General features: G+C 61.4%; 23 protein-coding genes. 5 read left to right on the top strand and 18 right to left on the bottom strand.

The window, feature by feature from the left end; all coding sequences use genetic code 11:
• Positions 1-395: 395 nt before the first annotated feature.
• The 4 genes from PspTeo4_RS20585 to PspTeo4_RS20570 all read left to right on the top strand — a co-directional run bounded on the left by PspTeo4_RS20585 (position 396) and on the right by PspTeo4_RS20570 (position 4,425).
• On the top strand, positions 396-680 hold the full coding sequence (locus PspTeo4_RS20585) for a hypothetical protein (protein ID WP_322365785.1): 285 nt from the start codon (positions 396-398) through the stop codon (positions 678-680).
• 43 nt (positions 681-723) lie between these two features.
• Positions 724-885 carry a DUF1328 domain-containing protein gene (locus PspTeo4_RS20580; RefSeq protein WP_003252966.1) on the top strand — a complete coding sequence of 54 codons (162 nt, stop codon included), beginning with the start codon at positions 724-726 and terminating at the stop codon, positions 883-885.
• 774 nt (positions 886-1,659) lie between these two features.
• Positions 1,660-2,994, top strand: coding sequence for a glutamate/aspartate:proton symporter GltP (gene gltP / locus PspTeo4_RS20575; RefSeq protein WP_322365784.1), 1,335 nt, complete (start codon positions 1,660-1,662; stop codon positions 2,992-2,994).
• 201 nt (positions 2,995-3,195) lie between these two features.
• Positions 3,196-4,425 (top strand): nucleoside recognition domain-containing protein, encoded by a 1,230-nt coding sequence (locus tag PspTeo4_RS20570; RefSeq protein ID WP_322365783.1) that lies wholly within the window; start codon positions 3,196-3,198, stop codon positions 4,423-4,425.
• On the opposite strand, the gene PspTeo4_RS20565 is transcribed toward PspTeo4_RS20570, so the two are convergent.
• The 9 genes from PspTeo4_RS20565 to PspTeo4_RS20525 all read right to left on the bottom strand — a co-directional run bounded on the left by PspTeo4_RS20565 (position 4,407) and on the right by PspTeo4_RS20525 (position 14,720).
• The gene (locus PspTeo4_RS20565; protein ID WP_322365782.1) at positions 4,407-5,015 is read right to left on the bottom strand and encodes an ABC-type transport auxiliary lipoprotein family protein; all 609 of its coding nucleotides are present in this window, start codon (positions 5,013-5,015) and stop codon (positions 4,407-4,409) included. The genes PspTeo4_RS20570 and PspTeo4_RS20565 overlap by 19 nt on opposite strands.
• Positions 5,012-5,950 (bottom strand): MlaD family protein, encoded by a 939-nt coding sequence (locus PspTeo4_RS20560; RefSeq protein ID WP_322365781.1) that lies wholly within the window; start codon positions 5,948-5,950, stop codon positions 5,012-5,014. Before PspTeo4_RS20560 ends, PspTeo4_RS20565 begins: the two co-directional genes overlap by 4 nt.
• Before the next feature lie 3 nt (positions 5,951-5,953).
• The gene (locus tag PspTeo4_RS20555) at positions 5,954-6,745 is read right to left on the bottom strand and encodes an ABC transporter ATP-binding protein (protein ID WP_322365780.1); all 792 of its coding nucleotides are present in this window, start codon (positions 6,743-6,745) and stop codon (positions 5,954-5,956) included.
• The gene (locus tag PspTeo4_RS20550) at positions 6,742-7,875 is read right to left on the bottom strand and encodes an MlaE family lipid ABC transporter permease subunit (RefSeq protein WP_322365779.1); all 1,134 of its coding nucleotides are present in this window, start codon (positions 7,873-7,875) and stop codon (positions 6,742-6,744) included. The genes PspTeo4_RS20555 and PspTeo4_RS20550 overlap by 4 nt, the downstream gene beginning before the upstream one ends.
• Before the next feature lie 193 nt (positions 7,876-8,068).
• Positions 8,069-9,088 (bottom strand): DUF5924 family protein, encoded by a 1,020-nt coding sequence (locus PspTeo4_RS20545; protein WP_322365778.1) that lies wholly within the window; start codon positions 9,086-9,088, stop codon positions 8,069-8,071.
• A 153-nt stretch (positions 9,089-9,241) separates the two neighbouring features.
• Positions 9,242-10,648, bottom strand: a complete 1,407-nt coding sequence (locus PspTeo4_RS20540; protein WP_322365777.1) for a pitrilysin family protein — start codon at positions 10,646-10,648, stop codon at positions 9,242-9,244.
• 29 nt (positions 10,649-10,677) lie between these two features.
• Positions 10,678-12,336, bottom strand: coding sequence for a Na/Pi cotransporter family protein (locus PspTeo4_RS20535; protein WP_322365776.1), 1,659 nt, complete (start codon positions 12,334-12,336; stop codon positions 10,678-10,680).
• 239 nt (positions 12,337-12,575) lie between these two features.
• Positions 12,576-13,346, bottom strand: a complete 771-nt coding sequence (locus tag PspTeo4_RS20530) for a TerC family protein (protein WP_322365775.1) — start codon at positions 13,344-13,346, stop codon at positions 12,576-12,578.
• Positions 13,347-13,412: 66 nt separating this feature from the next.
• Positions 13,413-14,720, bottom strand: a complete 1,308-nt coding sequence (locus tag PspTeo4_RS20525) for a CitMHS family transporter (RefSeq protein ID WP_322365774.1) — start codon at positions 14,718-14,720, stop codon at positions 13,413-13,415.
• Positions 14,721-14,986: 266 nt separating this feature from the next.
• Here PspTeo4_RS20525 and PspTeo4_RS20520 point away from each other — a divergent pair, with 266 nt between their 5' ends.
• Positions 14,987-15,388: a GFA family protein gene (locus PspTeo4_RS20520; protein ID WP_322365773.1), complete on the top strand. Its 402-nt coding sequence runs from the start codon at positions 14,987-14,989 to the stop codon at positions 15,386-15,388.
• Positions 15,389-15,484: 96 nt separating this feature from the next.
• Here the strand turns inward: PspTeo4_RS20520 and PspTeo4_RS20515 are convergent, their stop codons facing one another.
• The 9 genes from PspTeo4_RS20515 to PspTeo4_RS20475 all read right to left on the bottom strand — a co-directional run bounded on the left by PspTeo4_RS20515 (position 15,485) and on the right by PspTeo4_RS20475 (position 23,964).
• The gene (locus PspTeo4_RS20515; RefSeq protein WP_322365772.1) at positions 15,485-17,443 is read right to left on the bottom strand and encodes a DUF4105 domain-containing protein; all 1,959 of its coding nucleotides are present in this window, start codon (positions 17,441-17,443) and stop codon (positions 15,485-15,487) included.
• On the bottom strand, positions 17,440-17,760 hold the full coding sequence (locus tag PspTeo4_RS20510; protein ID WP_322365771.1) for a DUF2388 domain-containing protein: 321 nt from the start codon (positions 17,758-17,760) through the stop codon (positions 17,440-17,442). Before PspTeo4_RS20510 ends, PspTeo4_RS20515 begins: the two co-directional genes overlap by 4 nt.
• 36 nt (positions 17,761-17,796) lie before the next feature.
• Positions 17,797-18,090, bottom strand: a complete 294-nt coding sequence (locus PspTeo4_RS20505) for a DUF2388 domain-containing protein (protein WP_322365770.1) — start codon at positions 18,088-18,090, stop codon at positions 17,797-17,799.
• 87 nt (positions 18,091-18,177) lie between these two features.
• Complete coding sequence (locus PspTeo4_RS20500; RefSeq protein WP_023378056.1) at positions 18,178-18,495, bottom strand: DUF2388 domain-containing protein; 318 nt, start codon at positions 18,493-18,495, stop codon at positions 18,178-18,180.
• A 302-nt stretch (positions 18,496-18,797) separates the two neighbouring features.
• Positions 18,798-19,013, bottom strand: a complete 216-nt coding sequence (locus PspTeo4_RS20495) for a DUF1127 domain-containing protein (RefSeq protein WP_023378057.1) — start codon at positions 19,011-19,013, stop codon at positions 18,798-18,800.
• 384 nt (positions 19,014-19,397) lie between these two features.
• On the bottom strand, positions 19,398-20,891 hold the full coding sequence (locus PspTeo4_RS20490; protein ID WP_322365769.1) for an acetyl-CoA hydrolase/transferase family protein: 1,494 nt from the start codon (positions 20,889-20,891) through the stop codon (positions 19,398-19,400).
• A gap of 186 nt (positions 20,892-21,077) precedes the next feature.
• Entirely contained in the window at positions 21,078-22,514 is a 1,437-nt protein-coding gene (locus tag PspTeo4_RS20485) for an NAD(P)(+) transhydrogenase (Re/Si-specific) subunit beta (protein ID WP_322365768.1), read from the bottom strand.
• Between the two features lie 2 nt (positions 22,515-22,516).
• Positions 22,517-22,831, bottom strand: coding sequence for an NAD(P) transhydrogenase subunit alpha (locus PspTeo4_RS20480; RefSeq protein WP_322365767.1), 315 nt, complete (start codon positions 22,829-22,831; stop codon positions 22,517-22,519).
• Between the two features lie 11 nt (positions 22,832-22,842).
• Positions 22,843-23,964: a Re/Si-specific NAD(P)(+) transhydrogenase subunit alpha gene (locus PspTeo4_RS20475; RefSeq protein WP_322365766.1), complete on the bottom strand. Its 1,122-nt coding sequence runs from the start codon at positions 23,962-23,964 to the stop codon at positions 22,843-22,845.
• Between the last annotated feature and the right edge of the window lie 219 nt (positions 23,965-24,183).

The raw sequence follows: 24,183 nt of genomic DNA, 5'->3' as shown, positions 1-24,183 counted from the left end.
ATCATCAATTAGTGTGGAAAAAATCGGGCAAGTTGCATGGTCGATTCTGAAGGAATCTTTCCCATGCATGCTAGCCAGTGGCCGGTTGTCACGTTAAAGCCGAGCTATCTCGATGATTTGCTTAGAGGTGTGCAGTGGCACATTGGTTGCGAAGTTTTTCAGCTTTTGGCCACAGGACCAGGTGAAGTGAGGTGACCTGGTGATCAAAGTGGGTGATTGGATCGTGCAATTCGCACGATGTCAGCGGGGGCATCGTGCAGGATACGTCCCAAGTGCAACTGGATTATTTTATTAAATTATTGATTTTAAAGGATTTATTTGCCGCAAAAGGTCTGGCATGCAGGCTGCAGATACCTGTTCAGGTTTGAACAAGAATTACAGCAGGAGAAGCCGGCATGAACCGCCCACCCGTTGACCGTTTACAGGCTGCCGCACTGCCCCTCCGCCAGCTTCTGGTTCTTGGGCTGGGATTACTGCTGACGCTAGCAGTTGGCCTCTTCTATTACAGCTGGCAGACCGCGCGGCTGTCCGAGCAGGTGGCGGCTCAGACTGCAATGCTCATGAAGACCCAGGCGACCCGTGCCAACACTTTGGTCAAGGCGGCAAATCCACTGCCATCGGCCAGTGTCTCCAGCGCCTCCCTCGAAAATGTCGTGCCTCAGGACCGTTGGGTGTTCTGAAGCTAACGGCCGGGCTGATTTCAAAAAAGAAAGGAGAATCACCATGCTGAGTTGGGCTATCACTTTCCTCATCATCGCCATCGTTGCCGCTGTACTGGGCTTTGGTGGCATTGCTGGAGCGGCCACAGGTATCGCGAAGATCCTGTTCATTGTCTTCCTGGTGTTGTTCGTAGCCTCCTTCTTCTTTGGACGTGGTCGAGGATGAGCATGCCAGGGCAACTGAAGCGCGATCTGAAGTGGAACTGAAAAAGATTCGCGCGCTGTCACGTAATAGAAGCTGAACCTTTCTATATTTCTGGCTTCTATGATGCGCCGCCTCGAGGAGGGGTGGCGCATGACCAAGGGGTCGGGCTGTTCTGATTGTTGCAGGATCGGAGTGGCCTAGGGGCACAGGGAGTGCCTCCAGCAATGGGCCGGGTCAGGAAAGGCAGATTCGGAAGTTCACGGCCGGTCGCGTTTCGAGCTTGTAGAAGGCTCGACCCGGCCGGGCTTCCGAGACGCCATGTCGACTTCTTCCATTCCCTTTCTGGTTTTTTCCTTCAAGACACATTTTGTCTCGACCGTACATCAATTTTTTTTCGCGGGTGGCAAGGGCACGACAGGTGCCATTTCGGCCATTCGGATTGTCGAACAAGCCATTTCCAACCCTTAATCGATACAGCTAAATCTGCCGGAAAATGGCGGTTTGGTCATGTTCGGGAATCCGAACGTTGTAAATCAAGGGCTTGGAAGCAGCCGGATGTAAGCGAAAACATTATGCATGTTCGGCATGGGGTATTCGTTTCCGGCATTAGATTTCCCCCTGCCCCATCGCAATAGTTGCGGCCTTTTTTCGCTGGCCGAGCACCCGATTGCTCGCCTGCGGTGTCTTTACATGCGGTCTCCGGATGGGACAAAGCGCTGCCAAAGTCGTTGAGAACGGCTCTGTTATGCGCCTCTCAGGCCGGCTCCCATGACCACTACAACAAAGGGTAATGACATGAAGAAGGCAAAACTGAGCCTCGCCTGGCAGATCGTGATCGGTCTGCTGCTGGGCGTTGCAGTCGGCGCGCTACTGAACCATTTCAGTGCGGAAAAGGCATGGTGGATCAGCAACGTTCTCCAGCCCGCCGGCGACATCTTCATTCGCCTGATCAAGATGATCGTCGTCCCGATCGTGATTTCGTCGCTGATCGTGGGCATCGCCGGGGTAGGCGACGCGAAGAAACTGGGCAGCATCGGCCTGAAGACCATCATCTACTTCGAGGTGGTAACCACCATCGCCATCGTTGTCGGTCTGGTGTTGGCCAACCTGTTCCACCCAGGCGCTGGTATCGATATGAGCACCCTGGGTACCGTCGACATCTCCAAGTACCAGGCCACCGCAGCCGAAGTGCAGCATGAGCACGCGTTCATCGAGACCCTGCTCAACCTGATCCCATCGAACATCTTCGCAGCGCTGATGCGTGGCGAAATGCTGCCGATCATCTTCTTCTCGGTCATGTTCGGTATGGGCTTGTCGAGCCTCAACGCCGACCTGCGCGAGCCGCTGGTGCGTACCTTCCAGGGCGTGTCGGAGACCATGTTCAAGGTCACCCACATGATCATGAACTACGCCCCGATCGGCGTGTTCGCCCTGATCGCCGTCACCGTTGCCAACTTCGGTTTCGCTTCGCTGCTGCCGCTGGCCAAGCTGGTGTTGCTGGTGTACTTCGCCATCGCCTTCTTCGCCTTCATGGTGTTGGGCCTGGTGGCGCGCGTGTTCGGCTTCTCGGTCATCAAGATCATGCGCATCATGAAGGACGAGCTGATCCTCGCCTACTCGACCTCCAGCTCGGAAACCGTGCTGCCGCGCGTGATCGAGAAGATGGAAAAATACGGTGCGCCGAAGTCGATCTGCTCGTTCGTGGTACCGACCGGTTACTCCTTCAACCTCGACGGTTCGACCCTGTACCAGAGCATCGCAGCGATCTTCATCGCCCAGCTGTACGGTATCGACCTGTCGATCGGCCAGCAGCTGATGCTGGTGCTGACCCTGATGGTCACCTCCAAGGGTATCGCTGGCGTGCCGGGCGTATCCTTCGTGGTACTGCTGGCCACCCTGGGCAGCGTGGGCATTCCGCTGGAAGGCCTGGCCTTCATCGCTGGTGTCGACCGCATCATGGACATGGCCCGTACCGCGCTGAACGTGGTCGGTAACGCGCTGGCCGCAGTGGTCATCGCCCGCTGGCAGGGTATGTACGACGCCCAGAAAGGCGAGGCGTACTACCAGTCGCTGGTGCAGGCTGCAGGCAAGAAGGAAGCCGTGGTCGTTGGCGAAACCGCCAAGCATTAAGCTTCCCACGCTGAACGAAGAGCCCCGACTTGTCGGGGCTTTTTGTTGTCTGTAGGCCCCTATCGCCGGCAAGCCGGCTCCCACAGGTACTGCATCGGTCGCGCTCCTTGTGGGAGCCGGCTTGCCGGCGATAAGGCCAGTGGAGGCTAAAACAGCCTTCGATACGCTATCATTCGGGCATTTTTCAGGGGGAACACACGGATGCTCAACGGCCTTTGGCTCGGCTTTTTCCTGGTGGCGGCGGTTTCCGCCCTGGCCCAATGGCTGGTGGGTGGCAACGCTGGCATCTTCGCCGCGATGGTCGAGAGCATCTTTGCCATGGCCAAGCTGTCGGTCGAAGTCATGGTCCTGCTGTTCGGCACCCTGACGCTCTGGCTGGGCTTCCTGAAGATCGCCGAAAAGGCCGGTATCGTCGAGTGGCTGGCCAAGGTCCTCGGCCCGCTGTTCGCACGGCTGATGCCGGAAGTACCGCCCGGGCACCCTGCTCTGGGCCTGATTACCATGAACTTCGCCGCCAATGGCCTGGGCCTGGACAACGCGGCCACGCCAATCGGCCTGAAGGCCATGCGTGCCCTGCAGGAGCTGAACCCCAGCAGCACCACGGCGACCAATGCGCAAATCCTGTTCCTGGTGCTCAACGCGTCTTCGCTGACGTTGTTGCCGGTGACCATTTTCATGTACCGCGCCCAGCAAGGCGCCCCCGACCCTACGATGGTGTTCCTGCCCATTCTGTTGGCGACCAGCGTTTCTACCCTGGTCGGCCTGCTGTCGGTCGCGGTGATGCAACGTCTGCGCCTCTGGGACCCGGTGGTGCTCGCTTACCTGGTCCCAGGTGCGTTGCTGCTGGGGGCGTTCATGGCATTTCTCGGCACCCTGTCAGCCGCGGCCTTGGCAAGCCTCTCCTCGATCTTGGGCAACCTCACGCTGTTTGGTGTGATCATTCTGTTTCTGGTGGTCGGTGCGCTGAAGCGGGTGAAGGTGTACGAAGCCTTCGTCGAGGGCGCCAAAGAGGGCTTCGACGTCGCCAAAAGCTTGCTGCCGTACTTGGTGGCGATGCTGGTGGCGGTCGGCGTGCTGCGCGCCTCTGGGGCCCTGGAATTGGCGCTGGACGGCATTCGTCATGCCGTGAACTGGATGGGGTTGGACACCCGCTTCGTTGAGGGCCTGCCCACCGCGTTGGTCAAGCCGTTTTCTGGCAGTGCGGCTCGCGCCATGTTGATCGAGACCATGCAGACCCAAGGTGTGGACAGTTTCCCGGCATTGGTTGCTGCGACTATTCAGGGCAGTACCGAAACGACCTTCTACGTACTGGCGGTGTATTTCGGCGCGGTCGGCATCCAGCGGGTGCGCCACGCGGTTGGCTGCGCACTGCTGGCTGAACTGTCTGGCGTGATCGCGGCGATCTTCGTTTGCTACTGGTTCTTCGCCTGAGCCACTGTCCAGTCGACCACTTGCTGGGCCAGTTGGTCGCTGGCCACACCAAAGCCTGTGACCACGGTTGAAACCTGGGTGCCGGTCAGTGGCTGGCGGATCTCGAAGCGCTTGCTGGCGAGGATGCGCTGGCTGCGACCCTGGACCAGCCGTGCGTCATAACGGATCACCACCTCCACTCCACCGCCTGGGCGGTATTCGCTTTGATAGGCCAGCAGCTCGCCGGCCAGCTCGTAATCGGCTTGCAGGTTGCTGTCGTCGGCACTCAAGCGCTGGACCCGGCCATCACGCTGGAATCCATCGAGCAGACGGTTGCGTACCAGCAGCGGCGTCGGATCGCTCCAGCGAGCACCCTTGTAGCTGCTGATCACATCACCTTGGGGGATTACTGCGATGCGAGGCCCGGCCAACACTTCACTGGCCAGCGGCTTGTTCAGTCGCAAAGACCAGTCCACCGGCGTAGTGCTGCGGCTGGCCTGGTTCACGGGCAGGCGGTATGTATCCACAGGTTCGGTTTTCGGCAGGACCGAGCAGGCCGTGGCCAGGCTCAGCGTGGCGGCCAAGGCCATCAGGCGCAGCGACGGTTTCATGGCTGGAACTCCTTGTTGTTGTCGCGGCCCAGCAGGTAGCCGCTCGGGTCTGCCTCCAGGCGCCGGGAAATGCCCTTGAGCGCGTTGAGCGTTTCACGCAGCTCGCGAATGGCGGGGGCCAGCTGGTTGAGCCCCTGGGCACCGCCGTCGAGGGCTTCGCGGTTGTCCTTGAGCAGGTTGTTGATGGTGGCAGTGCTATCGGCCAGCGATTGCATGGCCTGCTCGGCGCTGCCGATGGCCTGTTTGCCTTCATTGCCCAGCAGGCCGTTGGCGTTGCGCATCAGGGCCTGGGTCTCGGCCAAGGTGGCGCTGGCCTGCTTGCCGACCTCGGCCAACTGCTCGATGGCCTGGGCAATGCCGCCTTTATGGCTGGCAAAGGCACCGGTGGTCTGCTCCAGGTTGGCCAGGGTGTTGCTCAGTCGGTCGATGTTGCTTTCCGAGAACATCTGGTTGGCATTGTGCAGCAGCATGTTGATGTTGGTGACCAGATCACTGCTGTCGTTGAGCAGGCGTGAAATGGGCGACGGCGAGGCGATGATGACCGGCAGCTTGCCGTCCTTGCCTTTGAGCTCGGGGCTTTTCGGGGTGCCGCCGCTGAGCTGGATGAACGAGTTGCCGGTCACCCCGGCCAGGGTCAGCTTGGCCTGGGTGTCTTCCTTGACCGGGGTGTCGCCGCTCAGGCGCACGCGGGCCAGGACGCGGCGCGGGTCCTTGGGGTCCAGGCGCAGGCTGGTGACATCACCGACCTTGATGCCGTTGTACTGCACCGGGCTGCCCCGGGACAGGCCGGATACGGCTTCCTTGAAGACCACTTCGTAGTCCTTGAACGCGTCGTCGACGCTGGACTTGGTCAGCCATAGGCCAAACAGCATGGCACCGGCCACCACGATGACGGTGACCAGGCCGATCAGGACATGATGAGCTCGAGTTTCCATTGTTCAGCGCTCCTGCACCGCGCTGGCGGCGGCGTGCTCGGCCGCTCGCCCGCGCGGGCCGTGAAAGTATTCGTGAATCCAGGGGTCGTCGGTCTGCTCGACCTCGGCCAGCGGCCCTGCCACCAGCACCTTCTTTTGCGACAGCACCGCTACACGGTCGGTGATGGTGTACAGGGTGTCCAGGTCGTGGGTGATGAGAAACACCGACAAGCCCAAGGCATCGCGCAATGTCAGGATCAGCTGGTCGAAGGCCGCGGCGCCAATGGGGTCGAGGCCAGCGGTGGGCTCGTCGAGGAACAGGATGTCCGGGTCCAGCGCCAAGGCACGGGCCAATGCGGCGCGCTTGATCATGCCGCCGGACAGCGACGACGGGTATTTGTCGGCGGCTGAAATCGGCAGCCCTGCCAGCGCCAGTTTGACCCCGGCCAAGTGCTCGGCATCGGCGCGGGAAAGGCCCGCGTGCTCGATCAATGGCAGGGCGACGTTCTCAGTCACGGTCAGCGAAGAGAACAAGGCGCCCTTCTGGAACAGAACGCCGAAGCGCCGCTCAACCTGTGAGCGCTGGCTGTCATTGAGGCTGGCCAGGTCCTGGCCAAACACCTTGACCTGCCCTTCGTTGGGCCTGCGCAGGCCGATGATGCTGCGTAACAGCACCGACTTGCCGCTACCCGAGCCGCCGACTACCGCAAGGATCTCGCCACGGTAGAGGTCGAGGTCGAGGTTTTCGTGCACGCTCTGGCTGCCAAAGCGGTTGCAGATGCCCCGCGCTTCGATCACTGCATCCCGGCCACTCACCAGCCCATCTCCATGCAGAACAAGGCCGCCACCGCATCCAGCACGATGACCACGAAGATCGACTGAACCACGCTGGAGGTGGTGTGTGCGCCGACCGACTCGGCGCTGCCGCTGACCTTGAAGCCTTCCAGGCAACCGATGGCGGCGATCAGGAAGGCGAAGAACGGCGCTTTGGCCAGCCCGACGAGGAAGTGCTGCACACCGATATCGCTTTGCAGCAACGACAGGAACATCGCGGGTGAGATATCCAGCGTCAGGGCGCAGACCACGGCGCCGCCGACGATGCCGCAGATCATCGCGAGGAAGGTCAGCAACGGCAGAGCTATCAGCAAGGCTAGTACTCGCGGTACCACCAGCAGTTCGATCGGGTTCAGCCCAAGGGTGCGGATGGCGTCGATTTCCTCGTTGGCCTTCATCGAGCCGATTTGCGCAGTGAACGCACTGGCTGTTCGCCCAGCCATGAGGATGGCAGTCAGCAGCACGCCAAATTCACGCAGGAAGGAAAACGCCACCAGGTCCACGGTGAACACAGTTGCGCCGAAGTCCGCCAGCACCGTGGCGCCGAGGAACGCCACCACCGCCCCTACCAGGAACGTCAGCAAGGCCACGATGGGTGCTGCGTCCAGGCCGGTTTGCTCGATATGTGCGACCACGGGGGTGACGCGCCAGCGGTGAGGCTGGAAGAAGCGCAGCAGCAGGGTTTCCAGGATCAGCCCAACAAAGCCGAGTAACTGCCGGGTGTCCTGCCAGAGGGTGTCCACGGCTCGCCCGATACGCTCCAGCAGTTGCAGCAAGACCGGGCGTTCCGGCTCTTTGACCGGAATGCAGTAGTCCTGCACCGAGCAATAGACGTTCTTGAGCAAGGCGCGGCTGGCTTCGGGCAGGTTGTCGGTACAGTGTGATAGCCGCTCTGAGCCGAGCAGCTCGGCCAGCAGGGAGGCTCCGGCGGTGTCCAGACGCCCCAACTGGCTGAGATCGGCAATGGTGTCGGCACCATATTCCGTACGCAGGCGCTCGCTCTCGCGCTTGAGGCTGGCGTAGTGGGCCAGGGTCCAGTCACCGGCGATGCGTAGGCAAGCCGGTTGGCAACTGGTGTCCAGGGTGGCGCTGGGGGTGGTCATAGGCTCCATGCATCTGACGGTCCGCTAGGCGTAGAGCCTGATCATAGCGCAGCAGGCATGGCGTGGTTTGTTGAGAATGTGCTGTGTGCGGCTCTTGCAGGCAATGCGGTGGATGGCACCGGCTTTGCCGCTGATCGCCGGCAAGCCGGCTCCCACAGGTACTGCAGTGATCTGAAGGTCAGCGCAGTCCATGCAGCGCCAATTACGGAGCTGCGTCGTCCACCACCTTGAAGCGCAGCACGCCAATTACTTGGCCGTCCTCAGTCAGCACCCTCACCTGCCATTTGCCGACCGGATTAGGTGGGAAGTTCTGCTTGTGGGTCCAGGCCCGATAGCCTTCCTTGCGTCCCCCGTGGATGTCCAGGGCGATTCGGTCGACCTCTTTGCCATCTTTTTGCCACACATGGTAGATCCGCTCGTTCAGACCCCGCGGTGCGTTGATCGCGGTATAGGCGTACAAGCCGCTGCTGCGGATACGGCTGGCGGCAATCTCATCCAGAGAGTCGCCAGGCTGGCGGTTCAGCACTTCAGTGCTCACGGCCACTTCGGTCATCCACAATGTCGCTGGCGGCACCCAGGAGCGCATCAGCCATCCACCGCCGCCCACGGCCAGGGTCACCAGTACCAGTGCCACGCCTCGCCTCCAGGTTTTGATCGGGAAACTGCTGGCCAGGCTCGGGAACGACAGCACCATGGCTGCAATCAATGCCAGCTTGAAGCTTTGCGCGGTGGTCAGGTGAAGGATGATCGGCAATGCGGTGAGCAGTGCGGCGAACAGCGTCAGTGTGTGCAGCGCGAGGAACAGCCAGCGGCGCGGGGCTAACCACTTGTAGTACAGCGGGTCGATGATCGAAATCAGCCCGGCGGCGCCCAGCAGGCCGGTGAAGACCAGTTGTCCGCTGTTCCAGGTGGTGGTGATGAAAAAGAACGGCAGGACGAAGAACAGGCTTTCCTGGTGGATCATCTGCGTCGCGTAGCGCAGCAGAGGCTGAGGGATTTCGCGGTTGAAAGTGCGGGCGAAAAGGCCGGTGAGGGTGTTCTCGAGCATCAGCCAGACCCAGCTGACCAGCATGAGAATGGCGACCCAGCTGGCCAGGCCGGCCTGCCGGTCCACCAGGATGAAGCTGCCGATACCGGAGAGAAAACCGCCGAGCGCGATGATGCCAGGGTAGCGTTTGAGCAGTTCGATGACGCGCTGCACGAAGTGGGGTATTGGGGGCATGGGTTTACAACAAGGAATATTGAGAGGCATTGCCGGCCTCTTCGCCGGTAACCCCGCTCCCACAGATAACCAGTGCCCATGAAGACGGTGGTGTACCGGTGGGAGCGGGTTTACCCGCGAAAGGGCCACTGATGGCGAAAGGATACCGCCGATTCACTGCTGCCGTGTAGCACCGCTTGGTCGCTTCGCTGCGTGACGGCGTCGACGCAGCAACCCCAACGCCAGTATCAGCCCCAATAGCAAGGCAATCAGGCCATACAGTTCGTCATACCCCAGCAACGGCTTCTCGATACGCAGATAGCCTTGATCCTTGAGCAAAGCCTTCAAGGCTTCATTGGCCTGCTCCAGCGTCACCTGGCGCAGTTTGCGTGTCGGGTCGGCGAAGCGCCCGTTGTTGTAGTCGTTGAGCGCCCCCCAGTAGTAGTCGGCCAAGGCACTGTTGCCCTGAGTGCTCCAGCTTTCCTTGGCGACGGCTGCGTCCTTGATGCGCGCGAAGGTGTCGGGGTCCAGGCCTTCCTTGCGCAGGTGATCCAGCAGTTGTTGCATCACCTTGGTCGCCTTGTCGATGTCTTCGCGCTCAAGGTCGGCATTGAGGCTGAGCATGCCGCTGTCACCGAAGCTCTCACGTTGAACCGTGGGGCCGTAGGACAGGCCGTGGCGCAGGCGCATCTGGTCGTACACGGCCCAGTCCAGGTAGCGCGAGAGCAGGTCGAGGGTAGCCTGGTGGTCGTTGTCCAGAACCGGCTCGATGAACAACCAGTGCAGTTTGACGCTGTCGCCAAGCCAGCCATTGATGAGATCGCGACGTTGCTCCGCTGGCTGGCTGATGCTGTCGAGGTTGCGGCGCTCCTCGGGTTCGGTGGCCGGCAACTCGCCATAGGTGCGCTCGAGGTAGGCCGGCAGCAATCGGTCCAGTCCACCGACCATGATCAGTGTCATGTTGTTGGCCGCGTACCAGCGCTCGCGCAGGGCCTGGACCTGCTCCAGGGTCATGTCGTCGAGATTGGAGCGCTCTGGGCATTTCAGGCCCAGCTCGACGGCCAGCTGGTCACTGGCGGGGTGGCCGATGTCCTGACGGTCGAGCCAACGCTGCAGGTGGCCATAATGGCCGCCATCTTCGCGCTCGATGATGCGCTTGGCCGTGGCCAGCGCCTTGGCGTCGATCCGGGTGTCACGGATGACGGCCAGCAGCAGGTCGAGAACCTTGCGCTGGTTGCGTGCTGGCGTTTCGATGACGAAGGTGGTGTCGGCGCTGCTGGTGTATGCATTCCACTCCCCGCCCAGTGCCTGCAGGCGCTCTTCGAGTCCACCCTCGCCGGTTTCGTCGATACCGCTGAACAGCAGATGTTCGAGCAGGTGCGGCAATTCCTTCTGCTCGCAGTCGAAGTCGTCCAGGCCGACGCCCACCACCAGGCGAATGGCCACATGATCGCGTTCGTAGCCAGATTTCAGGATCACCTGCAGGCCATTGGGTAACAGATAACCCTCAACCCGCGACCGATCGAGGGCTAGCGTGGGCAGACTGCAGATCAGCAGGCAAAGGAACATCAGGCAACGCATGGGCGAGCTTGGGTCTCCGGTCAGCGAGATCAGGGCAAGCGGGCTTCGTCCGGCACACTGTCGAGCATCAGCCCGCCGGTGTCCGAACCGCCCAGTACCACATAGGCACTGCTGCAGAACAAAGAGTTCAACCGCTTCATGTCAGCGATCAGCTCCAAGTGTAGCGAACTGGTTTCGATACTTTGTAGCACCTTGCGTTGCAGTCGGCTGACATGGGCATGGGCCAGGCGTCGTTCCTGGGCTCGGAAGCGGCGTTTCTCGCGTAACAGCAGGTGGGCACTCTCGGGGTCGGCGCTGAGAAACACCGAAAGGCCAAGGCGCAAGTTGGCCAGCAACTGTTCCTGCAAGCCTGTCAGCTCCTCCAGGCCGACTTGGGAAAACTCCCGGCGTTGACTGGTTTTCTGTTGCTGGACTTTGCGCAGCATGCGTTCTATCAGGTCGCAGGCCAGCTTCAGGTTGATTGCCAGTTCGATGATCTCGGCCCAGCGGCGGTTGTCCTGGTCGCTCAAGTCCTCGCGGGTCATTTGCGCCAGGTACAGCTTGATCGCGCTGTACAGGGCCTCGGCATCTTCACCCAGGGCCCGGACCTGCTGCGGCACGGCGGTTTGGGTGCCACGCAGCGCGCCAAGCATCGCTTCGAGCAGGCTGTCGACGATATCGCCCAGGCGCAGGGTTTCCCGGGCGGCGTTGGCCAGGGCCAGGCTGGGCGTGCCCAGGGCTGTGGTGTCGAGATGACGTGGGCGGATCTGGCCGTTGCCGTTTTCACGCTCGGGTAGCAGGCTGTTGCACAGCCGGCCCATGAGCTTGACGGTGGGCAGCATGAGCAGGCAGCGCAGCGTGTTGTAGAGCAGGTGGAAGCCGATCACCAGTTCCTGAGGGCTGAAACTGAGGCTATCCATCCACTCCACCAGGGGATGCAACACCGGGATGATCAGCAGCAGGCCAATCATTTTGTACAGCAGGCTGCCCAACGCCACTCGTCGCCCTGAGGCGTTCTGCATGCTGGTGCTGATGAAGGCCAGCAGACCGCTGCCGATGTTGGCGCCCACCACCAAACCGATGGCCACCGGCAGGCTGATCACTTCGGCGCCGGCCAAGGTGGCGGTGAGCAGCACGGCGGCCAGGCTGGAATAGGTGATCATGGCGAACAGCGCGCCAACCAGGGCGTCGAGCAGAATGTCGCCAGTGAGTGAGGCAAACAGCACTTTCACGCCCTGAGCATGGGTAATGGGCGCGGCGGCCTGGACGATCAGTTCAAGTGCCAGGATGATCAGGCCCAGGCCGATCGCCACCCTGCCCAACTGGCCAAGACGCGTCTGTTTGCGTGACAGGAAGAAGATCACGCCGATGAACACCAGCAGCGGCGACAGCCATGACAGGTCGAAGGTCAGTACCCGGGCCATCAGCGCGGTCCCGACATCGGCCCCGAGCATGATCGCCAGGGCCGGGGTCATCGCCATCAAGCCCTGGCTGACGAAAGACGTCACCAGCATGGCGGTGGCGTTGCTGCTTTGCACCATGGCGGTCACCAGGATGCCGGCGATGAAGGCCATCGGCTGCCGGGTCATGTTCTGGCTCAGTACACGGCGCAGGTTGGAACCGAACACCCGCAGGATGCCGGTACGCACGATATGTGTGCCCCACACCAGCAATGCCACGGCGGAGAGCAGGTTGAGCAGGGTCAGCATGTTCTAGCCCCCCTTCTTTCAACGCCCCAGTGTCAGGGCCAATGGGTGAAGCCGTGAGCCTGGCCCGGGGGTGGGCGTTTTTTTCAGTGCTCACTCAAGCTTTAGTTGTTTTGCAGAGCTGGCGCCAGCTTGGCATGGCTGGAACATATTTGAAACATTTGATGCTTGCGCTGGCGAAAGCACCGGACAACGTTCACAAAAAAAGCCCCGAAGGGCTTTTTCTGTCGCACGCTCCGGTCTTATTGACCCGGAATGTCCTTGCGCAGCTTCACGGGGTCATGTTCCTTGCCCTGCTTGCGAGCCATGGCGGTGCGCATTTTGATGTTGATGGCTTCCACTGCCAGGGAGAAGGCCATGGCGAAGTAGACGTAGCCTTTCGGTACATGCACATCGAACGATTCGGCGATCAGCACGGTGCCCACCACGATCAGGAACGACAGCGCGAGCATCTTCAGCGACGGGTGCTTGTCGATGAAATTGCTGATGGCGCCAGCGCACAGCATCATCACCAGCACGGCAACGACGATGGCTGCGATCATGACCGGTACATGGGAAACCATGCCCACGGCAGTAATGACCGAGTCCAGGGAGAACACGATGTCGATGATGGCGATCTGGATGATGGTGTAGAAGAACTTGCCGCCTGCGCCTTTGGGCTCTTCCGGGCTTTCATCTTCGCCTTCCAGGCCGTGGTAGATCTCCTGAGAGCTTTTCCACAGCAGGAACAGGCCACCGAAGAACAGGATCAGGTCACGACCGGAAATACCTTGGCCGAAGACCACGAACAGGTCGGCGGTCAGGCGCATGACCCAGGTGATCGACAGCAGCAGCATGATGCGCGTGACCATGGCCAGGGCCAGGCCGAAGATCCGGGTACGCGGCTGCATGTGCTTGGGCATGCGGCTGACCAGGATCGAGATCATGATGATGTTGTCGATACCGAGAACGATCTCAAGCGCGGTGAGGGTGAAAAAGGCAACCCAGATTTCCGGGCTGGTCAGCCATTCCATGTGTATTCCTTCAAACGATAAAGGCGCTGCGCACAGTGAAGCACGCAGCGCGGTTGGGTGATGCGATTACAGACTGCTGAACAGCGGGAAAATGCCCATCAACAGCGCGGCGAGCATTATGCACATGCACACCAGCACTGCCCACTTGAGGGTGAAGCGTTGATGGTCGCCAAATTCGATACCGGCCAGGGCTACCAGCAGGTAGGTAGAGGGTACCAAGGGGCTCAGCAGGTGTACCGGCTGTCCGACGATCGACGCGCGGGCCATTTCCACCGGGCTGATGCCATAGTGGCTGGCGGCTTCCGAAAGCACTGGCAACACGCCGTAGTAGAAGGCGTCGTTGGACATGAAGAAGGTGAAAGGCATGCTCACGATCGCGGTGATCACCGCCAGGTAAGGCCCCAGGGCTTCGGGGATGACCGCCAGCAGGCTCTTGGACATCGCCTCGACCATGCCGGTACCCGACAAGATGCCAGTGAAGATACCTGCGGCGAAGATCAGACCGGTGACAGCCAGTACGCTGCCGGCATGGGCGGCGATGCGGTCCTTCTGCTGCTGCAGGCACGGGTAGTTGACGATCATTGCGATACTGAAAGCGATCATGAACAGCACCGGCAGCGGCAACACGCCCGCGATCAGGGCCACCATCAGCGCGGCGGTCAGGGCGCCGTTGAACCAGATCAGCTTCGGACGACGTGCTTCAGGGAACTGCGAGACGCTGATTTCGCTGTGGTCGATGTCGTCGGTCGGCAGGTGCAGCTCGCCCAGGCGGGCACGCTCACGCTTGCCGTACATGTAGGCGATGGCGAGGATCGCCAGCACGCCGAAGACCATGGCCGGGATCATCGGCACGAAGATGTCGGATGGGTCCACATGCAAGGCGCTGGCGGCACGTGCGGTCGGGCCGCCCCATGGGGTCATGTTCATCACCCCGCCGGCCAGGATGATCAGGCCGGCCATGATCCGTGGGCTCATCCCCAGGCGGCTGTACAGCGGCAGCATGGCGGCGCAGCAGATCATGTAGGTGGTGGCGCCGTCACCGTCGAGCGAGACCACCAGGGCCAGGACGGCTGTGCCGACAGACACTTTCAGCGGGTCGCCCTTGACCAGTTTGAGGATCTTGCGCACGGCCGGGTCGAACAGGCCGGAGTCGATCATCAGGGCGAAGTAGAGGATGGCGAACATCAGCATCACGCCAGTTGGCGCGAGCTTGCTGATGCCCTCGAGCATCATGGGGCCGATCTTGGCGGAAAAACCGCCGAACAGGGCGAACAGGATCGGTACCAAAATCAGTGCGATCAAGGCCGACAGGCGCTTGGTCATGATCAGGTACATGAAGGTGATGACCATGGCAAAGCCGAGGAAGGTCAGCATGGCGGTACTCCAGGCGTGGCGCGGCGAAAGGAAAGTCGATTCGAGCGGATCAGCGCGTGATGCGCTGCGCGGGGAGTAGGCGAAGTGGGACTACGGACGGGCGGGCACAGGAAAACATCAGAATCACCATTGTTGTTGTTGAGTGGGCCGGGCGCGGAAATTTCCGGGTGCCCTGGCTGACCGGTCTGCTGCCGGTGGTGGGGCTATCCTATTGGCGCAAGCTTTCAGCCAGCTTTCGCTTCGATCAAGGCGACAGGAGGTAGGTGATGGTGGATGTGCTTGAAGGAGGCTGCCATTGCGGCGCCTTGCGCTACCGGCTGGAGGGGGATTTGACGGACGTCGCTCATTGCCATTGCTCGATCTGCCGAAAGGTCAGCGGCGGGCTGGTGGTGACCTGGCTCACCCTGCCCCGCGACGGGTTCACCTGGTTGGCAGGCACACCGCACCGCTATGTCGCGCCCGCCAGTTGCAGCCGGTACTTCTGCGGCAGCTGTGGTGCGCATGTGGCGTTGGAGACCTCTCTCAGCCCGCAGAGCATCGATGTGACGGTAGCGACGCTGGACCATCCGGAGCGGGTGCGGGCCAATCGGCATATCTGGACCGGGAGCCGCTTGCCCTGGTTGCATCTGGATGAGGATTTGCCTGGGGAGGTTGAAGAGAGCCTTTGAGGCATTTGTTGGCCCCATCTCCGGCAATCTGGCTCCCACAGGTGCATCGCGGCTTTTGTGGGAGCCGGCTTGCCGGCGATGAGGCCAGTGCAGTCACTACGGCAACTGCAGCCCGCCCGCTGCCTTGTGCAGCGCCCGCAGGTGCTCCCCCACCTGCTTCACATTGGCTTCGACCGCCGCAATCTCCTTGGCTCGCGACGGCTCCAGCAGTGCCCTCACCTCTTTGTCCAGGTCGGTACTCAGGCGCAGCAACTGTGCCTGTCGCTCACTGCTGACCTTCTCCAGGTGCTGGCGCTCGTCCGGCTGTGGCAAGCCATAGCCCTTGGCATCGAGCAGCTCGGCCGGCCGGCTGAGGAAGCCACTGTTGGCCAGCATCTGCTGTAACGCCTTGTTGGCCTTGTCGATGCTGCCATCCTTGAGCGCAGCGGCATTGAGGTAGCGCTGCTTCACCTCATCCTGGGCCAACAGCAGCTGCCGACGCAGGCTGGCCTGTTCGAGCAGCAGCAACGCAGCACTGGTTCGCAAGTCGGCCTGCTGGAACCAGCCACGACGCTGCTCGGCATCCAGGGCAAGCCAATCCTCGACCTTGTCCTGCTTGATTGGCAGCTGTTTCTTCAACACCTCGAACATGGCCTGGTAGCGGTCGCGGTAGGAGTCGAAGCGGTAACCCAGGCGCAACGCTTCGCGCGGGTCGTCAAGCACGCTGGTGTCGGCCAGCCCGCGCCCTTTGAGCACTTCGAGCAGGCCGTTGGGCATGATGTTGTCCAGGTCGTTCAGGCGTGGATTGGCCGTGCCGCTGCGCAGCAGTTTCAGCGACTCCACTGCGCAGTTGTTGGACAGGAAGTAGTAGTTGCCGTCATAACTCCAGTGCATTTCCGCGGCCTGGCGCACCAGGTTCTCGATTTCTGGCCGGCTGAGCTTGAGGGGGACGGAGGCCAGGCTGCGCAGTTCGGTCTTGGTGTACTCGTCGATCACCTGGCCCAGCGGCAGCACGAACAGCCGAGATGGGTAGGCCCCGACCAGGCCATCCCAGCTGGATAGCTGCACGTCGTTGACGAAGGCGCGGTACGACAGCACCAGGTGCTGGTCGAGGTCCAGGCGGCAGTCCGGGCCGCGTGGGCGCCCTGGTGCGCAGATCACCAGGCGCAGCATGCTGTGGCCCCAGCGGCTGACCCAGTTCTGATTGGCTTCGGCCAGCAGGTAGTCGACTTCGTAGACCCGCTCCGGGTCGATTTCGCCCAGCGGTTGGCGGGCGAAGTCGCTGCCTGCGTTGAGGAACGGCAGGCCTTTGGCGCAAGCGTCTTGCTGCGGCGCCCAGCCGAAGTGGTCGCGCAGGTACTGGTTTAGCGCCGGGCGACGGCAACCGTAACTGGGGTCAAGCAGGAAGTACTCCATGTTGACCGCGATGAATTCCTTCGGGCTGCTCAGCTCATAGGTGTCAGGGCTGCGAACGCCCTGGCCATTGTGCTGTTCGCGCTCGCCACGGCGCCCGACGTACTGCGGCCAGCCGGCCAGGTCCAGCAGGCGTGGGTCGTCGCTCAGGGTGAAGCGGCGTTCGGCCTGGCCACGGCACTGTTCGGGCAGGCCGACTTTGCCCAGGGTGCCTTGCTGGCGCCTGCATTGGGCAATCAACGAGCGGTCGGCGCTGGACCAGAGACGTGCCCGGTCGTAGATATGAGTCAGCTCATGCAGAACAGTGGCCAGCAGTTCCTGGCGAACCGTACCGTGCGGTCGGTTGGTGCGCTCGCGTGCGGCACTACCGTCGACCAGCCCCGGTAGCAGACGGCTGTTCAGCTCAAGGGTGGAAACCAAAGACGCTTGGCCATAAGCGTCAGCGGGCATTGTGTCGCTCCAGCTGACCAGGATGCGGCGGTCCAGCTGCTGCTTGAAGCGTGGCGGCAGCTTGCCCAGTGCCTCGTCGAGCAGGGCCTGGGTGGCGTGTTGTTCAGGGGAAGTCAGGCCGGAAGCCTGCAGCTCAAGCTGCAGGCCGGCCAGGGCGGGCGTGCCGAGCAGTGTCAGGACGCAGCCGAGCAGCCAGGCACGCACAGGGTTCACAGCGCGAGGATAGATTCGGCCAGTACCTGGTCGCTGGCGCCACGTGCTTCAGGAACGCGCTCGCGCAGGGTGTTGAAGGCAGCCTCGAGCTGGGCGCCACGGATATCCCCGTTGCTGGCGACAAAGCTGGCGGCATCGTCGTGGGCTTCGCGCACGACCTTGGAGTCGCGGATCGAAGTGGTGGTGTCAGAGGTGAAATCGATCGAACGGCCAAAGGCACGCACGATGATGTTGCTGGTGGCCACCAGGGTTTGCGCCTGAGCCAGGTCGGCCAGCACGAGCATGCCGAGGGTGGCGGCGATCAGCGATTTACGCATGGAACATCTCCGGAACATACAGGGAGTCATATGTAGTTATTGGACGAGAATTGCTTCTGCCAGTTCAAGGTCGCCGACAGAGTGCCGGACCCCGTTGTGCCGCAAGGCGCCGAGGGCTGCCTCCAGGCGTGCGCCGCGGATCAGGCCATCGCTGGCGACGAAGGCCGCAGCATCGTCGCGGGCTTGGCGGACCAGCTTGCGGTCGAACGGCGCGGTGGTGACCTGACTGGTGACATAGCCTGTGATGACCAGGCTCTGCGTGGTGGTGTCCATGGCATGGGCTTGCGCCATGCCAACAGCGGCGAACAGCAAGGGCAACAGATAACGCATCGGCTTTCTAACGGTTTGGAACGTGGACGGCGAAGGCTACCCCGGATGGGCCGGCCAGAGCCAGCGCATCCGTTGTGCCGTAGCGGGTCAGAGCGCCAGGATAGCCTGGGCAAGTTGTGCGTCGCTGGCCTGCAGGGCTGGCATCTGCGAGCGGATGTGCACGAAGGCGCTTTCCAGCTTGGCGCCGCGAATGGCGCCCTGGCTGCCGACGAAGCTGGCGGCGTCGTCACGGGCGGCCTGGACGATCTTGTCATCCTTGAAGGATGAGGAAACGTCGGACGTGGCGTCGGTGGAGGCGGCAACTGCGCCAACGACGGCATCGGTGGTGACGACAAAGCTGGTGGCGTTGGCGGTGCCGACGAGGCTCAGCAGCAGGGCGGCACCAATCAGGTGGTTACGGGACATGATCGAGGACTCCTGGACTAGGGGCAGTGGTACTGCATATCGGACGCTTGCACGGCTCGTCGCGGTACGTTCAACAAGATGTTCTACCAGAGTGTTGGAGCAAGCGTATCACGCGCCGATGTTTCTGGATGTTAATGAACAGCATGCCGCGCAACTGTTATGGTCAGTTTTGGTATTTTCAAAACTGTACATGTGTTGCTTTGAGAGGCTCTAGCTCGGGGCCTCAAATAAAAAACCCGCTGCAGTCTCCTGCAACGGGTTTGGGAATTCGCGGTGCCGGCTAGAAGCCGGCGAACCGGTGCTTAGCGCCAGAACGGCTTGCTCAGCTCTTCGTAACGCTGCGACTCGCTGATACCGGCGTCGGCCAGCAGGCGGGCGTCCAGGCGAGCCAGTTGACGGCGGCTGGCCATGCGACGCTGCCAGAGCAGCAGGGTGGAGAGAGCGCGCAGCGGCAGCGAAGCGTTGGATTGCTGGGCGTTGTTTTCGAAAACCAGACCGGAACTGAGGGTACGTTCCATGATGTGACATCCTTCCGCTTATGGCGGCATTAGGTAGTGATTTAACTGATGCCAATGATCCTCTCCTGTCGTCCATAACAGTAGATACAGTTCAACAGTAATGCGATGGGCCAGTTAACTGTTTAACCCCACTGTTGCACTCGAAATAGGCGCAACTGTACTGGTCCGCACTTATCTGGTGCATTTTTGTCGTTTGGCTGGAATCACGAAGACTTTTGAGGGGGAGTTTAGCAGTACAGTAGTACAGTTTTATGTGGTTTAGGTGCGGAAGTGTTCTGGAACTGTATTTGGAGGCAGATAGACAATCGCCGGCAAGCCGGCCCCTACAGATTTATCGTGGTCACTGTAGGAGCCGGCTTGCCGGCGATTGGGGGCTAACAGGAATCAGCTGGCGAGCATGCGGCCAGATTCTTCCAGGTTTTCGTGCCAGCTCAGCGCCTCACGCAGGATGTGCGGAGTGTGGCCGCCACGTTGGCAGGCGCGTTCGAAGTAATCGTTCAGCGCTGCGCGGTAGTCCGGGTGGACACAGTTGTCGATGATTGCACGGGCACGCTCGCGTGGCGCCAGGCCGCGCAGGTCAGCCAGGCCTTGCTCGGTGACCAGGATGTCCACATCGTGCTCGGTGTGGTCAACGTGGCTGACCATCGGCACCACGCTGGAAATGGCACCGCCTTTGGCAATCGACTTGGTCACGAACACGGCCAGGTGGGCGTTGCGGGCAAAGTCGCCCGAGCCGCCGATGCCGTTCATCATCTTGGTGCCGCACACGTGGGTGGAGTTGACGTTGCCGTAGATGTCGAACTCCAGCGCGGTGTTGATGCCGATGATGCCCAAGCGGCGCACGACTTCCGGGTGGTTGGAGATTTCCTGCGGGCGCAGGACCAGCTTGTCCTTGTAGCGCTCCAGGTTACCGAACACGTCGGCGTTACGACGGGTAGACAGGGTGATCGAGCTGCCCGAGGCAAAGCTCAGCTTGCCGGCGTCGATCAGGTCGAAGGTCGAGTCCTGCAGTACTTCTGAGTACATGGTCAGGTCTTCGAACGGCGACTCGATCAGGCCGCACATCACCGCGTTGGCGATGCTGCCGATACCAGCTTGCAGCGGGCCGAGCTTGTTGGTCATGCGACCGGCTTCGACTTCACCCTTGAGGAAATTGATCAGGTGGTCGGCGATGCCTTGGGTCTCGTCGTCCGGCGGCAGGACAGTGGACGGCGAATCCGGCTGGTCGCTGATGACGATGCCGACGATCTTGGCCGGGTCGATCGGGATGGCGGTGCTGCCGATACGGTCGTCGACCTTGACCAGCGGGATAGGCGTGCGGGTCGGGCGGTAGGTCGGAATATAGATGTCGTGCAGGCCTTCGAGGTTGGCGTTGTGCGACAGGTTGATCTCGACGATGACTTGCTTGGCGAAGATCGCAAAGCTAGCCGAGTTGCCTACCGACGTGGTTGGCACGATGTGGCCTTCTTCAGTGATTGCCACGGCTTCAATGACGGCGATGTCAGGCAGTTTCAGCTGCTTGTTGCGCAGCTGTTCGACCGTTTCGGAAAGGTGCTGGTCGATGAACATCACCTGGCCGTCGTTGATGGCCTTGCGCAGGGTGCTGTCTACCTGGAAAGGCATGCGGCGGGCCAGTACACCGGCCTCGGTCAGTTGTTTGTCCAGGTCGTTGCCCAGGCTTGCGCCGGTCATCAGGCTGATTTTCAGCGGCGACTGCTTGGCACGTTCGGCCAACGCATGCGGTACGGCCTTGGCTTCGCCGGCGCGGGTGAAACCGCTCATGCCGACGGTCATGCCGTCCTCGATCAGACCAGCGGCATCAGCCGCACTCATTACCTTGCTGTGCAGGGAGGACAAGCGGATACGATCACGGTACATGGATTGTTATCTCGGGCTACTGAAGCTACTGCAGCGCAGTCTAGAGATTTCGCCCGTCGCCGTCCCACGACCATGGTCGTATGAGAACCCTGGAAATAGAGCCGTTGATCTGGAGCAATAAATGAAAAGCCCCGGTCGATTCTGACCGGGGCTTCCTTTATAGCGCAGGGTTTGAAGCTGGCTCTGTTACTCCACGGCCTTGACCATGTCCTCGATGACTTTCTTGGCGTCACCGAACACCATCATGGTCTTGTCCAGGTAGAACAGTTCGTTGTCCAGGCCCGCATAGCCGCTGGCCATGGAGCGCTTGTTGACGATGATGGTCTTGGCCTTGAACGCTTCGAGGATCGGCATGCCAGCAATCGGCGACTTCGGATCATTCTTCGCCGCAGGGTTGACCACGTCGTTGGCGCCCAGCACCAGCACAACGTCGGCCTGGCCGAATTCGGCGTTGATGTCCTCCATCTCGAACACCTGGTCGTACGGCACCTCGGCCTCGGCCAGCAATACGTTCATGTGCCCGGGCATGCGCCCCGCCACCGGGTGGATCGCGTACTTCACGGTCACGCCGTTGTGGCTGAGCTTTTCGGTCAGCTCCTTCAGTGCGTGCTGGGCACGAGCCACCGCCAAGCCGTAGCCCGGGACGATGATCACACTGTCGGCGTTGCTCAGCAGGAAGGTGGCGTCGTCGGCCGAACCGGACTTCACTGGCCGTTGCTCTTTCGAACCCGCCGCTGCGCCCGCATCGGCATCACCGCCAAAGCCGCCGAGGATGACGTTGAAGAACGAGCGGTTCATCGCCTTGCACATGATGTACGAGAGGATCGCACCGGACGAACCTACCAGCGAGCCGGCAATGATCAGCATCGAGTTGTTCAGCGAGAAGCCGATACCGGCCGCAGCCCAGCCCGAGTAGCTGTTGAGCATCGACACCACCACCGGCATGTCGGCGCCACCGATCGGAATAATGATCAGCACACCCATGATGAAGGCCAGGGCCAGCATCAGGGTGAAGGCGCTGTAATGGCCGGTGAAGGTGAACAGCAGGCCCAGAGCGATGGTGGTCAGGCCCAGGATCAGGTTCAGCTTGTGCTGACCGGCGAACTGTACCGGTGCCCCTTGGAAGAGACGGAACTTGTACTTGCCCGAGAGCTTGCCGAAGGCGATCACCGAACCGGAGAAGGTGATTGCACCGATCGCCGCGCCAAGGAACAGCTCCAGGCGGTTGCCGGTAGGGATCGGGTCGCTGATGCTGGCGACGATGCCCATAGACTGCGGCTCTAGCACGGCGGCGATGGCGATGAACACAGCAGCCAGACCGATCATGCTGTGCATGAAGGCAACCAGCTCGGGCATCTTGGTCATCTCGACGCGCTTGGCCATGATCGACCCGGCGGTACCACCGACCAGCAAGCCGACGATCACATAGCCGATGCCAGCCGTAGCCAGCTCGGCGCCAAGCTTGTAGATCAGGCCGACCGTGGTGAGCATCGCGATGCCCATGCCGATCATGCCGAACACGTTGCCGCGGCGTGATGTGGTCGGGTGCGACAGCCCCTTAAGCGCCTGAATGAAGCACACCGACGCGACGAGGTAGAGAAGCGTTACCAGATTCATGCTCATGCTTACTTCTGCCCCTCGGTCTTGGTTTTCTTCTTGAACATCTCAAGCATGCGTCGGGTGACCAGGAAGCCACCGAACACATTGACCGCAGCCAGCGCCACGGCCAGCGTGCCCATCAGTTTGCCTGCCGGGGTCACGGTCAGCGCGGCGGCCAGCATGGCGCCGACGATGACAATGGCGGAGATGGCGTTGGTGACCGCCATCAGCGGTGTGTGCAGTGCCGGGGTGACGTTCCAGACCACGTGGTAGCCCACATAGATGGCCAGCACGAAGATGATCAGGTTGTAGATGCCATGGGAAATCAGCATGTCTTCCATTGTCGTGCTCCTTAGCCGTTCTTGCGGACGACCTGGCCGTCGCGGCACATGAGGCAGGCCGCGACGATGTCGTCTTCGAGGTTGATGACCAGCGCGCCGTCCTTGTCGAACAGCAGCTTCATGAAGTCCAGCAGGTTACGTGCGTACAGCGCCGAGGCATCGGCACCGACTTGGGCGGGCAGGTTGGTCGGGCCAACGATGGTGACACCGTTTTCCATCACCACCTGGTCGGCAACGGTCAGCGGGCAGTTGCCGCCTTGGGCGGCAGCGAGGTCGATGACCACCGAGCCAGGCTTCATCTGCGCCACGGTTTCGGCGCTGAGCAGGGTCGGCGCCTTGCGGCCTGGGATCAGTGCCGTGGTGATGACGATATCCGCCTGCTTGGCGCGTTCGTGCACGGCCTGGGCCTGACGCTGCATCCAGCTGGGCGGCATCGGGCGGGCATAACCACCCACACCTTCGGCGCACTCGCGCTCTTCATCGGTCTCGTAGGGCACGTCGATGAACTTGGCACCGAGCGACTCGATCTGCTCTTTCACCGCAGGGCGTACGTCCGAGGCCTCGATCACCGCGCCCAGGCGTTTGGCCGTGGCGATGGCCTGCAGGCCGGCAACCCCTGCGCCCAGAATCAGCACACGTGCGGCCTTAACGGTACCGGCGGCGGTCATCAGCATGGGCATGAAGCGTGGGTAGTGATGGGCAGCCAGCAACACCGCCTTGTAACCGGCGATGTTGGCTTGCGACGACAGCACATCAAGGCTTTGTGCCCGTGAGGTACGCGGCGCGGCCTCAAGGGCGAAGGCGGTGATGCCGCGCTCGGCCATCTTGCTGATGAGCTCGCTGTTGAAGGGGTTGAGCATGCCCACCAGAAGGCTGCCACTGTTGATCAGGGTCAGCTCCTGATCGTTGGGGGCAACGACCTTGAGGACCAGCTGGGCGCCGTAGGCATCGGCAGCGCTTCCCAAGGAAGCTCCCACAGCCTCATAGGCACTGTCCGGAATGCTGGCGTTGAGCCCTGCCCCCCGTTGGACGGTGACCTGATGGCCCTGGCCAATCAGTTTCTTGATGGTTTCCGGGGTCGCAGCGACCCTTGTCTCACCGGTCTGCGTCTCGAGAGGAACACCAATGTGCACGACTTTGTCTCCTGCGGTGACCTTTTGTCTTTGTGAAGCCAGCGCACTTCGGGTGGTGCGTTGGTGTGGCCGTTCAGCGCCAAGCCGCCTGAATCCGGGCGGGCGAAGCATTTTGCAGACGAACCCAGGGGCCTTCAACCAGTTCTGGAGCGATACGAAGTTAAAACTACAAGTCACCCTGTGACCGCATGTCGCAGCGGTTGGGCTGCAGCCCGTCAA

The organism is Pseudomonas sp. Teo4 (assembly GCF_034387475.1).
Taxonomy (GTDB): domain Bacteria; phylum Pseudomonadota; class Gammaproteobacteria; order Pseudomonadales; family Pseudomonadaceae; genus Aquipseudomonas.
Note: the sequence above shows the minus strand (reverse complement) of the source record. Positions and strands in the feature narration are given on the sequence as shown.

Excerpts from the sequence above, each read along its gene's own strand:
- PspTeo4_RS20585 (WP_322365785.1), top strand. The coding sequence starts at position 396 with ATGAACCGCCCACCCGTTGACCGTTTACAGGCTGCCGCACTGCCCCTC.
- PspTeo4_RS20580 (WP_003252966.1), top strand. The coding sequence starts at position 724 with ATGCTGAGTTGGGCTATCACTTTCCTCATCATCGCCATCGTTGCCGCT.
- gltP (WP_322365784.1), top strand. The coding sequence starts at position 1,660 with ATGAAGAAGGCAAAACTGAGCCTCGCCTGGCAGATCGTGATCGGTCTG.
- PspTeo4_RS20570 (WP_322365783.1), top strand. The coding sequence starts at position 3,196 with ATGCTCAACGGCCTTTGGCTCGGCTTTTTCCTGGTGGCGGCGGTTTCC.
- PspTeo4_RS20565 (WP_322365782.1), bottom strand. The coding sequence starts at position 5,015 with ATGAAACCGTCGCTGCGCCTGATGGCCTTGGCCGCCACGCTGAGCCTG.
- PspTeo4_RS20560 (WP_322365781.1), bottom strand. The coding sequence starts at position 5,950 with ATGGAAACTCGAGCTCATCATGTCCTGATCGGCCTGGTCACCGTCATC.
- PspTeo4_RS20550 (WP_322365779.1), bottom strand. The coding sequence starts at position 7,875 with ATGGAGCCTATGACCACCCCCAGCGCCACCCTGGACACCAGTTGCCAA.
- PspTeo4_RS20545 (WP_322365778.1), bottom strand. The coding sequence starts at position 9,088 with ATGCCCCCAATACCCCACTTCGTGCAGCGCGTCATCGAACTGCTCAAA.
- PspTeo4_RS20540 (WP_322365777.1), bottom strand. The coding sequence starts at position 10,648 with ATGCGTTGCCTGATGTTCCTTTGCCTGCTGATCTGCAGTCTGCCCACG.
- PspTeo4_RS20535 (WP_322365776.1), bottom strand. The coding sequence starts at position 12,336 with ATGCTGACCCTGCTCAACCTGCTCTCCGCCGTGGCATTGCTGGTGTGG.
- PspTeo4_RS20530 (WP_322365775.1), bottom strand. The coding sequence starts at position 13,346 with ATGGAATGGCTGACCAGCCCGGAAATCTGGGTTGCCTTTTTCACCCTC.
- PspTeo4_RS20525 (WP_322365774.1), bottom strand. The coding sequence starts at position 14,720 with ATGCTGACCTTCCTCGGCTTTGCCATGGTCATCACCTTCATGTACCTG.
- PspTeo4_RS20520 (WP_322365773.1), top strand. The coding sequence starts at position 14,987 with ATGGTGGATGTGCTTGAAGGAGGCTGCCATTGCGGCGCCTTGCGCTAC.
- PspTeo4_RS20510 (WP_322365771.1), bottom strand. The coding sequence starts at position 17,760 with ATGCGTAAATCGCTGATCGCCGCCACCCTCGGCATGCTCGTGCTGGCC.
- PspTeo4_RS20505 (WP_322365770.1), bottom strand. The coding sequence starts at position 18,090 with ATGCGTTATCTGTTGCCCTTGCTGTTCGCCGCTGTTGGCATGGCGCAA.
- PspTeo4_RS20500 (WP_023378056.1), bottom strand. The coding sequence starts at position 18,495 with ATGTCCCGTAACCACCTGATTGGTGCCGCCCTGCTGCTGAGCCTCGTC.
- PspTeo4_RS20495 (WP_023378057.1), bottom strand. The coding sequence starts at position 19,013 with ATGGAACGTACCCTCAGTTCCGGTCTGGTTTTCGAAAACAACGCCCAG.
- PspTeo4_RS20490 (WP_322365769.1), bottom strand. The coding sequence starts at position 20,891 with ATGTACCGTGATCGTATCCGCTTGTCCTCCCTGCACAGCAAGGTAATG.
- PspTeo4_RS20485 (WP_322365768.1), bottom strand. The coding sequence starts at position 22,514 with ATGAGCATGAATCTGGTAACGCTTCTCTACCTCGTCGCGTCGGTGTGC.
- PspTeo4_RS20480 (WP_322365767.1), bottom strand. The coding sequence starts at position 22,831 with ATGGAAGACATGCTGATTTCCCATGGCATCTACAACCTGATCATCTTC.